Annotated in this window: 8 protein-coding genes; 6 read left to right on the top strand and 2 right to left on the bottom strand. The window is 67.8% G+C overall.

All coding sequences use genetic code 11. The features are described from left to right. Positions 1-229: 229 nt before the first annotated feature. Genes V3B41_RS17435 through V3B41_RS17450 form a run of 4 tightly spaced genes read left to right on the top strand, consistent with a single transcriptional unit; the run spans position 230 to position 4,066 of the window. The gene (locus tag V3B41_RS17435) at positions 230-919 is read left to right on the top strand and encodes a response regulator transcription factor (RefSeq protein ID WP_049426910.1); all 690 of its coding nucleotides are present in this window, start codon (positions 230-232) and stop codon (positions 917-919) included. Continuing rightward, positions 912-2,303, top strand: coding sequence for a sensor histidine kinase (locus tag V3B41_RS17440; protein ID WP_329861731.1), 1,392 nt, complete (start codon positions 912-914; stop codon positions 2,301-2,303). Before V3B41_RS17435 ends, V3B41_RS17440 begins: the two co-directional genes overlap by 8 nt. Further along, positions 2,300-3,355, top strand: coding sequence for an ABC transporter substrate-binding protein (locus V3B41_RS17445; protein WP_329861725.1), 1,056 nt, complete (start codon positions 2,300-2,302; stop codon positions 3,353-3,355). The genes V3B41_RS17440 and V3B41_RS17445 overlap by 4 nt, the downstream gene beginning before the upstream one ends. 60 nt (positions 3,356-3,415) lie before the next feature. Next, positions 3,416-4,066, top strand: coding sequence for a response regulator (locus V3B41_RS17450; RefSeq protein WP_197650680.1), 651 nt, complete (start codon positions 3,416-3,418; stop codon positions 4,064-4,066). Positions 4,067-4,563: 497 nt separating this feature from the next. Here the strand turns inward: V3B41_RS17450 and V3B41_RS17455 are convergent, their stop codons facing one another. After that, entirely contained in the window at positions 4,564-7,206 is a 2,643-nt protein-coding gene (locus V3B41_RS17455; RefSeq protein WP_295549947.1) for a PAS-domain containing protein, read from the bottom strand. 66 nt (positions 7,207-7,272) lie between these two features. Next, positions 7,273-8,442 carry a porin gene (locus V3B41_RS17460; protein ID WP_049429081.1) on the bottom strand — a complete coding sequence of 390 codons (1,170 nt, stop codon included), beginning with the start codon at positions 8,440-8,442 and terminating at the stop codon, positions 7,273-7,275. A gap of 331 nt (positions 8,443-8,773) precedes the next feature. Between V3B41_RS17460 and V3B41_RS17465 the strand changes: the two genes are divergently transcribed. Further along, positions 8,774-10,117 (top strand): dicarboxylate/amino acid:cation symporter, encoded by a 1,344-nt coding sequence (locus V3B41_RS17465; RefSeq protein WP_049429080.1) that lies wholly within the window; start codon positions 8,774-8,776, stop codon positions 10,115-10,117. A gap of 230 nt (positions 10,118-10,347) precedes the next feature. After that, positions 10,348-12,639: an NADP-dependent malic enzyme gene (locus V3B41_RS17470; protein ID WP_049429079.1), complete on the top strand. Its 2,292-nt coding sequence runs from the start codon at positions 10,348-10,350 to the stop codon at positions 12,637-12,639. The last annotated feature ends 83 nt before the right edge of the window (positions 12,640-12,722 follow it).

The raw sequence follows: 12,722 nt of genomic DNA on the forward strand, positions 1-12,722 counted from the left end.
GGCAGGACGCCGCCAGGCAAACGTGAATTCCACAAACCCTCCCAGGTGCGCGCCAGGCGCGCGGCAATCGTGGGCACCGGACGGTGCGCGGCCGCAGTCTGGGTCGGGCAAGCTGTCATCGTCCTGTCAACGGATTGTGCGGTGCAGCGTAAAAGGCCGCCGGGCGCGCCCCGGCGGGCGGCCCCGGCGTCATGCGGTAGCATTCGCTTCCCCTCCCACCGTCGTGCCCATGCGCCTGCTGCTGGTCGAAGACAACCCGGATCTGGCCGATGCGATCATCCGTCGCATGCGTCGCAGTGGCCATGCCGTGGACTGGCAGGCCGACGGCCTGGCGGCGGCCAGCGTGCTGCGCTACCAGAGCTTCGACCTGGTAGTGCTGGATATCGGCCTGCCCAAGCTCGACGGCCTGCGCGTGCTGGCCGGCATGCGTGAGCGCGGCGACAGCACGCCGGTGCTGATGCTGACAGCACGCGACGGCATCGAGGACCGCGTGCAGGCGCTGGATGTCGGCGCCGACGACTACCTCGGCAAGCCGTTCGATTTCCGCGAATTCGAGGCGCGCTGCCGCGTGCTGCTGCGGCGCGCGCGTGGCCAGGCGAGCGAGGTGGTGCAGGTGGGTGGCTTCCAGTTCGACAACGCGGCGCACCGGGTCACGCTCGACGGCGAACCGATCGAGCTGCCCAACCGCGAATACCGCCTGCTGGAGATCCTGGTCGGCCGTATGGGCCAGGTAGTGGGCAAGGACGAGATCGGCAACGGCCTGTTCGGCTTCGACGACGAAGCCGGTCCGAATGCCATCGAACTGTACGTCGGTCGCCTGCGGAAGAAACTGGCGGGCGCACCGCTGCGCATCACCACCGTGCGCGGTGTCGGCTACCTGCTGGAAGCCAGTGATGGCAGCGCCGACGCCGATGGCTGACGTACGCGCTGCGAACGCGGCGCCGGGCTCGCTGCGGCGCACGCTGCTGCTCTACCTCGGTGCGTTGCTGGCGGTGTTCGCGGTGGCGCTGCTGTTCGCCGCGCGCGACTATGGCCAGCGTGCGGCAAACCGTTCCTACGATCACCTGCTGGTGTCTTCGGCGTTGTCCATCGCCGATTCGGTCGCCCTGGTCGATGGGCAGTGGCAGGTGGATCTGCCGTATGCGGCGCTGGATCTGCTGGCGATGGCGCCAGAAGATCGCGTGTTCTATCGCGTCGCCGACAGCCGCGGCAACCTGATCACCGGTTATGCCGATCTGCCGTCGCCGCCGCGTCGGCCCGGTACGCAGCCGCAGTTGTTCGATGCTGCCTACAGCGGTGAGACGGTGCGCTTCGTGGTGGTCAGCCGCAGTTTCGCCGCGGCCTCGGCGCAGGGCGAGGTGCAGGTGCAGGTGGGCCAGACCCGGCGTGCCCGCGAAGCCGTGGCGCAGGACATGGTCAACCGTGCGCTGTTGGCGATCGGTGTGTTGTCCGGCCTGTTGCTGGCGCTGGTGGCGTTCGGCGTGCATCGCGCGTTCCGCCCGCTGGTACGGGTGGAGCGCGAGCTGTCGCGGCGCGAACCGTCCGACCTGAAGCCGCTGGACGCGCGCGTGCCGCGCGAGATGGACCAGATGGTGGCGGCACTGAACCGCTTCATGGAACGCCTGTCCAGCAGCAACGAAACGCTGCGTGCGTTCATGGCCGAGGCCGCGCACCAGATGCGAACGCCGCTGGCGGCGCTGCGCGCGCAGGCACAGCTGGCGCTGGATGATGACGATCCGGACGACATGCGGCGCAGCCTGCAGGCGATCGAGCGCAATGCCACCCATATGAGCCGCCTGCTCAACCAGCTGCTCAGCGATGCCAGTGTGATCCATCGTTCGCACCTGCAGCGCTTTGCGGCGGTGGATCTGGCCGAAACCGTGCACCAGGCCCTGCATGAAGCCCTGCCGCAGGCCGGTCCGGCACCGCGCGTGCAACTTGCGATGACCGCCGAGCCGGTGCAGGTGCACGGCGACGCGTTGCTGCTGCGCGAGGCGATCAAGAACCTGGTCGACAACGCGCTGAAGTACGGCGGCGACGGTCCGTTGCAGATCGCGTTGACGGTCGACGGTGGGCAGGCGGTGCTGACCATCGCCGACCATGGTGCGGGGATCGCTGCAGCCGACGCCGAGCGCGTATTCGAACGCTTCGCCCGTGGCGACGGAGCACCGTCTGGAGGCGCCGGCCTGGGCCTGGCCATCGTCAAGCGTGTGGTCGACAGCCACGGCGGTCGTATCGATCTCAGCAATCGCCCGCAGGGTGGGTTGATCGCCACCATCCGCCTGCCCCGGAGTACGCCATGATCCGCCTGTTCGCCGCTGCCGTTGCCCTGCTGCTGGCCCTGCCGGTATTGGCCGCGCCCGGCGATGTGCGCCGTTTCCCTGCGAAGGGAGCCGCGACGGCGCAGCTGCGCATTCACGGCACCACCGATATCGAAGTGTTCGCGGTGGTGATAGCTGATTACCAGCGCCTGCATCCCGGCACCGAAGTGGTGTACGAGGACATCATCACCCAGGACCTGTACGCGCGTTACCTGCATGACCGCGCCGGGCCGGCATCGCCGGACCTGCTGATCTCCAGCGGCATGGACCTGCAGACCAAGCTGGTCAACGATGGCCACGCACTGCCGCATCGCTCGGCGCAGACCGCCGCGCTGCCGGCTTGGGCGCAGTGGCGCAACGAGGCCTTCGGCATCAGCTACGAGCCGGTGGTGATGGTCTACAACACCCGTGCGCTGGCCGCGGCAAAGGTGCCGCATACGCGCCGCCAGCTGCTTGATCGCTTGCGTGCCGAAGGCGCACCGCTGCGCGGCAGGGTCGGCACCTATGACATCGAGCGCAGCAGCGTCGGCTACCTGCTGGCCACCCAGGACGCACAGCGCGGTAGCATCGCAGGTGCGTTGCTGGGTGCGCTCGGCGACAACGACGTGGTGCGCGAGGAACGCACCGGCGTGCTGCTGGACCAGGTCGCCAACGGCCAGTTGTCACTGGTCTACAACGTGCTCGGCTCCTACGCGCAGGCCCGTGTCGATGCCGGCGCGCCGCTGGCCATCGTCGAGCCCGAGGACTACACGCTGGTGGTACTGCGCACCGCAGTCATACCGCGCACCGGCCCGCACCCGGAAGAGGCGCGGCGCTTCCTCGATTACCTGCTCTCGCCGCGTGGCCAGCAGGTGCTGTCGCGCGAAGCGCGGCTGATGCCGATCGTGACCGGCAACGCGCGCGGCGACGATGCCCCCGGCCGTAGCCGCCGCCCGATCCAGCTTGGCCCCGGCCTGCTGGTGTACCTGGACGCGCTCAAGCGCCGCCAGTTCCTCGACGCCTGGCGCAGCAGCGTAGAGCCGGCAGGGCGCTGATGTGCTGGTAGCGCCGGGCCATGCCCGGCGGATGCGGTTTGCTGCCCGTACAATGTCGGCATGAGCGAATACACCATCCTGATCGCCGATGACCATCCGCTGCTGCGTTCTGCGGTGGTGCAGTCGTTGCGGCAGAGCCTGCCGCTGGCACAGGTGCGCGAGGTGGCCAGTGCCGATGCGCTGGCCGAAGCCCTTGATGCGCAGCCCGAGGTCGATCTGGTGCTGCTGGACCTGACCATGCCCGGTGCGCATGGTTTTTCCGCGCTGCTGCACGTGCGAGGCTCGCATCCGGACATTCCTGTGGTGATTCTCTCGTCCAACGACCATCCACGGGTGATCCGCCGCGCCCAGCAGTTCGGCGCCGCCGGTTTCATCCCGAAGTCGGCCCCGGCCGAGACCATCGGCGAGGCGGTGCAGGCCGTACTCGACGGTGGGCTGTGGTTCCCGGCGATGGCCGCCGAACGCTCGGAGGCGGATGCGCTGCTGGCCAGCCGCCTGGCGCAGCTGACGCCGCAGCAGTTCCGGGTGCTGCTGTGCCTGGCCGATGGCCTGCTCAACAAGCAGATTGCCTACACGCTGGGCCTGGCCGAGAACACGGTGAAGGTGCATGTCACCGCGATCCTGAAGAAACTCGAATGCCACAGCCGCACACAGGCGGCGGTGCTGGTGAAGGCGCTGGAGCCGGAAGGCGACGCCGGCATCGGGTTGTAGTTTCCAGCCAACGGCGCAGCCCCTCGTGGGTGGTTTTGGGGGCGTTGAAAGCAAAAGCTGCGAGTGAGCCGGTCGGGTGGGGTGCGCGGTGGACGCCACGGATAAGAAAAAGAAGATCAAAAGAAAAAGCAGCCTGGCAGGCCGCCTTTTGTAGAGCCGAGCCCACGCTCGGCTGCTTTCCGGTCGGCCCGCGAAGCCGAGCATGGGCTCGGCTCTACACGAGCAAGCGCAGCGCGCGACCCGCTTTTGATCTTCTTTTTCTTCTCCGTGGGTGGAGAACATCCGTGAACTGTCAGCGGCCGGGGGGGGGGGGGGGGGGGGGGGGCGCGGGGGGGGGGGCGCGGCCCCCCCCCCCCCCCCCCCCCCGCGGGGGGCCACTTGTTGGGGTGGCCGCCGGCCCCCCCCCCCCCCCCCCCCCCCCCGGCCAGCCCTCAGCAATCCTGCCTTCCGCGACCAGCCAGACACCACCCACGAGGGGCTGTGCCGTTGGCTGGAAACTACCCGCGATGCCGGATCAGCAACTGACTCATCAACGCCCGCAGCGCCGGCGGCTTCACCGGCTTGGCCATCATCCCCCAACCGCGCTCCGCAGCCATCTCGCGCAGCCCCGCATCACGCTCGGCGGTCACCAGCACCACCGGTGGGCGCGCCTGCCACAGCTCGGCCAGCGTCTCGTACAGCACCGGGCCATGGTGATCGCCCATGCGTACATCCAGCAGCACCAGCTCCGGCACCGTTTCGACACTGGCCAGCAGCAACGCGGCCTGCGGGCCATCGGCCAGCATCACCTCGCAGCCCCAGCGTTCCAGCAGGGCGCGGCTGGCCGCGCAGACGTGCGGATCGTCATCGATCACCCACACACGGCGCCCGCGCAGTGGATTGTCCGCCGCCGGCTCCTGCGCCAGTACCGGGGCTGGCGCGGTGGCTGGAATCGCGCTGGCGTCGCCGAAAGGCACGCCAACCGCGAACACGCTGCCTTGGCCCAGCTGCGAGCGCAGCCGGATCGGATGGCCAAGCAGGCGGCCGATGCGGTCGACGATCGCCAGGCCAAGGCCGGCGCCGCGCTGCTGGCCGTCGTGCAGGCGGCGGAATTCCTCGAAGATCTCGCCCTGCAGCGCATCGGGAATGCCCGGGCCCTGGTCGTGCACTTCGATCCACAGCAGACCGTCGCGGCGGCGACAGCCGAGCAGCACGCGGCCGCGTTCGCTGTAGCGCAATGCGTTGGACAGGAAGTTCTGCAGGATGCGCCGCAGCAGCGCTTCATCGCTGACCACCACCGCAGCAGTATCGACCCAGTCGACCACCAGCCCGCGTGACTGTGCGGCGATGCCGAACTCGCGCGCCAGCGTCTGCAGCAGCGGGCCCAGCCGGAACGCCTGCACGCGCGTGGGCAGGCTGCCCGATTCCAGTCGCGCGATGTCCAGCAGGCTGTTGAGGATCGCGTCCTGCGCGGCCAGTGCAGCGTCGATGTGGTCGCTGGTCTGCTGCTGTGCCGGGTCGCTCAGTTTGCCGCGCAGCACCGAGACGAACATGCGCGCGGCGTTGAGCGGTTGCAGCAGGTCGTGCACCGCCGAGGCGACGAAGCGGGTCTTGTAGCGGTTGGCCTGTTCGGCTTCGCGGCGTGCTTCGTCCAGGTCACGGGTGCGCTCGGCGATGCGGTGCTCCAGCGCGTCGGCCAGCGAACGCAGTTCGCGCGCGGCATTCTTGTAGCTGGTGATGTCGGCGTAGCTGGTGACGAAGCCGCCGTCGGGCAGCGGGTTGCCACGGATCTCCAGCACCGTGCCGTCGTCCTTCTCGCTTTCGCGCATGTGCGGGCGGCCGCTGCGCAGGTGGTTCAGGCGACGCTCGATGGCCTCGTCCACCGGGCCCGGACCGAGCAGGCCACGGCGTGCATTGAAACGGAACAGTTCCTCGATTGGACGGCCGACGCGCACCAGGTCTGCCGGGAACCGGAACAGTTCGAGATAGCGTGCATTCCATGCCACCAGCCGCAGTTCGCGGTCGATCACCACCACGCCCTGCGGCAGGTGCGCCAGGCTGCGGCTGAGGCCGCTGTCAGCGTCGGTTGCAGCCTGCAGCAGGCCATCCTGTGCGGTGCGCAGTTCCTGCGCATGCTGCTTGAGCAGGGTTTCGAGCTCGCGGCGACTGCGCAGGCGGTGCTTGGCCAGACGCCGGCGCTGCTGCACGAACAGCACCAGGAAGCCCAGTGCAAGCCACGCAGCACCGCCGGTGAGTGCGGCCGCGCGACCGGCAGAAGTGGCTGCACTGGCATCGTGCAGCAGATGCAGGTTCCAGTCTTCCACAGGCAGCGCCAGGCTCTGCCACAGCATCGGCTGCGGCAATGCGGGATCCAGCAGGCGCACCATGCGGCCGCCGTCGGCCAGCACGTCCTCGGTACGCGCACGCAGTGGCTGCAGCGCACGGTCGGCGTACTGGCGGGCATCGAGCATTTCGCGGCGCTCGTCGGCGCCCAACGGGCGCAGCAGGCGGTAGCGCCAGTTGTCTCGGTTGGCCAGGAAGACCACGTCGTGGTCGTCGCTGGCCAGCACCACGTCCGGGCTGCTCAGCCATTCCTGTTCCAGCGCCGACAGCTCGACCTTGATCACCACCACGCCCAGCCGCTGGCCACCTTCCTCGATGGCCTGCGACAGGTAATAGCCGGGTACGCCGGTGGTCATGCCGATGCCGTAGAAGCGGCCACGGCCCTTGGCCAGCGCCTGCCGGTAATACGGGCGATAGCTGTAGTTCTCGCCGACATTGGTGGTCGGCTGGTCCCAGTTGCTGGCCGCCACCGCCACGCCGTCGTGGCCGACCAGGGTCAGGGTCGAGGCGCGGGTGACCTCATTGGCGCGTTGCAGCTTGAGGTTCAGCCGCTGCCGTTCGGCGGGCGAGGGCGGCACGCGCAGGGCGTGCAACAGGTCCGGGTCCAGCGCCAGCACCTGCGGCAGCGTGCCGAAGCGGTCGATGCGCTGCTGCAGGCCTTGGCCATACAGCTGCAGCTGGCGTTGCACCTGGCTGCTTTCGTCGCCCAGGGCACGCCGCCATGCGTAGTGGCCGGCGGCCACTGCAGACAGCACGGTGCCACCGACCATCACCGCGATGGTCAGCAACAGCATCCGGTGGCGGCTGAGCCAGTACATGGCGGCAGTCTACGCAGGGCCGGCGGGCGTGGCATGCACGCCCGCCGGGGTCTGACGTGGAAGGGGTCAGAAGTGCATCTGCGCGCGCAGTTCGAAGATCTCCGGCGTGCTGTGCACACCACGACGGCTGGCGTCGACCTTCACGTAATTGGCCTGGAACTTGAAGTGGCTGGTCAGGTACCAGTTCGCGCCCAGGGTCAGGTCGTGCTGGCGGCCACCGAGGATGCTGCCGTCGTCCAGGTCCAGGCGGCTGTAGCGGGCCACCAGCTCCACCGCACCGTAGTCGTGCGCCGGCTTGATGTTGGCCACGGCACCGGCGTTGTACGGGCGCGACTCGCCGGTCAGCACCCAGCTGGCCATCGCGTACTGGCCGCTGCCGGTGTAATCCGGCTTGCCGTCATGGCGGGTGACCGTGGCGCGCAGGGCTTCGGCCTGCAGCGAGAAGGGGCCGCGGATCCAGATGCCTTCCAGGCCGGTGCGGCGGATCTGGTCGGCGGTGACCAGGGCACCGGAATCGACGTAGCGGATGTCGGTCAGGCCGGCTTCCGGGCGTGCGCGCAGGCGCGCGCTGGCCTCGTGGTGCACGTCACGGCCATCGCTGTAGCCGCGCGGATTTTCCTGCGAGTAGGCCAGTCCCAGGTGGATCACGTCACCCGGCGCCTTCACCGGGGTCCATACCGCACGCACCGCCTGGGTGGTGCCGGGGTTGTCACCCTGCAGGTCCTTGCCACCGTAGGCGCCGGCCTGCAGCAGGTACTGGGGGCGCTCCAGCACCCATTCCACGCCGGTGCGGCGGCCGGCGTAGAAGGCCTGCACGGGCAGCGCGGTTTCCAGGAACGTGCCGGCGCGCGAGGACGTGTTCGCATCCAGGCCGACCGGGGTCTTCATGTAGCCGAAGCGGAAACGACCCACGTCGCGGCCGAAGAAGGCCTTGCTCTCGAAGCGCACGAATACGTCCAGCCAGGTGTCGGCCTGGAAGTCGTAGTAGACCATCGCGTCGTAGACGCCCTTCTTCTTCAGCGTCGCACCGAACTCCTTGCGGCGCACGGCGTCGTCGTCCTCAAGGCCGCTGCCCGAGGAGAAGTCGTTGTAGTCGTAGGCGATGTTGGCGGTGGCGGCCAGTTCGGTGCCGTCGCCGAAGGTGTACTTGGTCGGCCAGTTGTCGAAATCGGCAGCCGAGGCGAAGGCGGGAAGGGCGGCCAGGGACAGGGCCAGCAAGGTGGGAATCGGGCGCATGTTGGGTGCGGCTCTCTCAGATTGCGTGTGGACAGGACAACAACGGCCGCAGGGGCCGAAACTTTCGCAAGGACACGCCCGGCCGTTCAGCCCGGGCCACCGGCCTCCCCGTGATCGGGCGGTGCGGCGCCAGTGTAGGCATCGCCGCCACCTGAACCGGGGGGCTAGTACCAATAGGTTATCTGCGCCGGCGTGCCCGGCGCGTACAAAGGCGTCCATTGGTCGCACCCCTGCGCGTGCAGCACAGGGCCTGCGAGCAGTTTCCACGGTAACGGTTCCCGCGCTGTCCCGGGGCCGTACGTGCCTGAAAACGCCCCTTCCGGAGTCCGCCATGCACATCCCGACCGCAGCCCCGGCGCCTGCAAAGCCGTTGCCGATCTATCGCCAGCTGTATTTCCAGGTGATCGTGGCGATCGTCCTGGGCGCCATCCTCGGCCACTACGAACCTCTGGTCGGCGAGAAGATGAAGCCGCTGGGCGATGCCTTCATCAACCTGGTGAAGATGATCATCGCGCCGGTGATCTTCCTGACCATCGTCACCGGCATCGCCAGCATGACCCACCTGCGCACGGTGGGCCGCGTGTTTGCCAAGGCAATGGCGTACTTCCTGTTCTTCTCCACGCTGGCGCTGATCGTCGGCATGATCGTGGCGCACGTGGTGCAGCCCGGCGCCGGCATGAACATCAATCCGGCCGAGCTGGACCAGACCGCGGTGCACAGCTATGTCGAGAAGTCGCACGACCTGACCCTGGTCGGCTTCCTGATGGACATCATTCCGAAGACGCTGGTGAGCGCCTTCGTCGACGGCAACATCCTGCAGGTGCTGTTCATCGCGGTGCTGTTCGGCATCGCGCTGGCATCGGTGGGCGAGAAGGGCAAGCCGATCCTGAACTTCCTGGAGGCGCTGGTCGCCCCGGTGTTCAAGCTGGTCCACATCCTCATGAAGGCCGCCCCGATCGGTGCCTTCGGCGCGATCGCCTTCACCATCGGCAAGTACGGCGTCGGTTCGCTGGTCAACCTGGCGTGGCTGGTGGGCTCGTTCTACCTCACCGCATTCCTGTTCGTGGCGGTGATCCTGGGCCTGGTCTGCCGACTGTGTGGCTTCTCGGTGTTCAAGCTGGCGCGCTACCTGAAGGCCGAACTGCTGCTGGTGCTGGGCACGTCGTCGTCGGAGTCGGCGCTGCCGTCGCTGATGGAGAAGATGGAACGCGCCGGCTGCAGCAAGTCGGTGGTGGGCCTGGTGGTCCCGACCGGCTATTCGTTCAACCTGGACGGCACCAACATCTACATGACCCTGGCCGCGCTGTTCATTGCCCAGGCCACCAACACCGAACTGACCCTGGGCCACCAGATCGCCCTGCTGCTGGTTGCCATGCTCAGCTCCAAGGGCGCGGCCGGCGTCACCGGCGCCGGCTTCATCACCCTGGCTGCCACCCTGGCCGTGGTGCCGGAAGTGCCGGTGGCCGGCATGGCGCTGATCCTGGGCGTGGACCGCTTCATGAGCGAATGCCGCTCGCTGACCAACTTCATCGGCAATGCGGTGGCCACCGTGGTGGTCTCGCGCTGGGAAGGCGCGCTGGACCGCAACCGCCTGCAGCTGGCGCTGGATGGCCGCGAGAGCGAGCTGCCGCCGCCGGTGGACGCGCTGCCCGAGGCGCTGCCGGTCAAGGGCTGATCCAGGTGTGTGGTACCGCGGGGCCGATCACGACAGTGGTACGGCCCCGCGGCGTTTCAGGGCGTCCCACGGCTGTCACGGGAGGCGCCGAAGCTGGTCTCGCGGTACCGTCGCATACGGCACGGAATTGTGCGGTCGCAGCATGCCTGCGACAGGATAGCGACAGGTCCGGACGCTCCAACGGGGGTATCATCCCCTGTCCCTTCTGCCCATTCATGTAACCCACATCGATGTCCAACGAAGATTTCAAACAGGCCGCCCTCGATTACCACCGGATGTCTCCGCCCGGCAAGATCAAGGTTTCCGCTACCAAGCCCATGCTGACCCAGCGCGACCTGTCGCTGGCGTATTCGCCGGGCGTGGCGTACGCCTGTGAAGCGATCAAGGCCGACCCGCAGCAGGCCAGCGAACTGACCGCGCGCGGCAACCTGGTGGCGGTGATCTCCAACGGCACCGCGGTGCTGGGCCTGGGCAACATCGGCGCACTGGCCGGCAAGCCGGTGATGGAAGGCAAGGGCGTGCTGTTCCAGAAGTTCGCCGGCATCGATGTGTTCGACATCGAAGTGGATGAAACCGACCCGGACAAGCTGGTCGACATCATCGCCTCGCTGGAGCCGACGTTCGGCGGCATCAACCTGGAAGACATCAAGGCCCCGGAATGCTTCGTGGTCGAGCGCAAGTTGCGCGAGCGCATGAAGATCCCGGTGTTCCATGACGACCAGCACGGCACGGCGATCATCGTCGGCGCAGCGGTGCTCAACGCCATGGCGATCACCGGCAAGAAGATCGAGGAAGTGAAGCTGGCGACCACGGGCATGGGCGCGGCCGGTATTTCCTGCGTGAACATGCTGGTGCAGCTGGGCCTGAAGCCGGAGAACATCCTGGCCTTCGACCGCGAGGGCGTGATCCACACCGGTCGTACCGACCTGGATCCGGAAAAGCAGCGCTATGCGCGCGACACCGACAAGCGCACCCTGGCCGAGATCGTTGATGGCGCGGACATCTTCCTGGGCCTGTCGGCACCGGGCATCCTGACTGCCGACATGGTCAAGACCATGGCGCCGGATCCGGTGATCTTCGCGTTGGCCAACCCGACCCCGGAAATCATGCCGGAGGTGGCGCGCGCCGCGCGTCCGGACGCGATCATCGGTACCGGCCGTTCGGACTACCCGAACCAGGTCAACAACGTGCTGTGCTTCCCGTACCTGTTCCGCGGTGCGCTGGACGTGGGCGCGACCGCGATCAACGAGGAAATGAAGATCGCCTGCGTGCGCGCCATCGCCGCGCTGGCACGCCGTGCCGCCACCGACATGGGCTCGGCCTACGGCGGCGAGACCCCGAGCTTCGGCCGTGAATACCTGATCCCGCGCCCGTTCGACCGCCGCCTGCTGGTGGAGCTGTCCGCCGCCGTTGCCCAGGCCGCGATGGATTCGGGCGTGGCCGCGCGCCCGATTGCCGACATGGGCGCCTACCGCGACAAGCTGGCCCAGTTCGTCTACCGCACCAGCCTGATGATGAAGCCGGTCTACGACCGCGCGCGCAGCGACAAGCAGCGCGTGGTGTACGCCGAAGGCGAAGAGGAAGTGGTGCTGCAGGCGGTGCAGAACGTGGTCGATGACGGCCTGGCGCATCCGATCCTGATCGGCCGCCCGGAAGTGATCGAATCGCGCATCGAGCGCCTCGGCCTGCGCCTGAAGATCGGCGAGAACGTTGAAGTCACCAACATCAACGACGACCCGCGCTTCAACGAATACTGGCAGTACTACCACGGCCTGACCGGCCGCCGCGGCGTGACCGTGGCCGCGGCGAAGAACCTGATGCGTTCGCGCCCGACGCTGATCGCGGCGGTGATGGTGGCCCGTGGCGAAGCCGATGCGATGCTGACCGGCATCGTCGGCCGCTTCCACAAGAAGCTGGGCTACGTGCGCAGCGTGCTGCCGCTGGAGCCGAAGGTCACCTCGACCTCGGCCATGACCGGCGTGATCAACCAGCAGGGTGTGTTCTTCTTCGTCGATACCCACGTGCAGGAAGACCCGACCGCCGAGCAGCTGTGCGAAGCGACCCTGCAGGCGGCCTACCGAATGAAGCTGTTCGGCATTGAGCCGAAGGTGGCGCTGCTGTCGCACTCCAACTTCGGCAGCCACGACTCGAAGGACGCGCTGAAGATGCGCCAGGTGCGCGAGCTGCTGCTCAAGCGCAACCCGCGACTGAATGTGGACGGCGAGATGCAGGGCGACACCGCATGGGACGAAGCGCTGCGCCAGAAGCTGCTGCCGGGCTCGACCCTGCAGGGCCGTGCCAACCTGTTCGTGCTGCCGAACCTGGAAGCGGCCAACATCGCCTACAACCTGGTGCGCGTGTTCACTGACGGCGTGGCGATCGGCCCGATCCTGATGGGCGTGAACAAGCCGGTGCACATCCTGACCACCAGCGCGACCTCGCGCAGGATCCTGAACATGACCGCGATTGCCGCGGTTGATGCGCAGATCAGGAAGCAGCTGGAAGCGGAAAAGAAGGCGTAAGCCTTCTTTCCAGCGACAGCTGCAGAAGCGCGCCCCACGGGGCGCGTTTCTGTTTCCGCGCAGTGGAAACGGGTAGAGTCGAC

The sequence above is a fragment of the Stenotrophomonas sp. SMYL89 genome, assembly GCF_036319985.1.
GTDB classification, from domain to species: Bacteria; Pseudomonadota; Gammaproteobacteria; order Xanthomonadales; family Xanthomonadaceae; genus Stenotrophomonas; species Stenotrophomonas maltophilia_Q.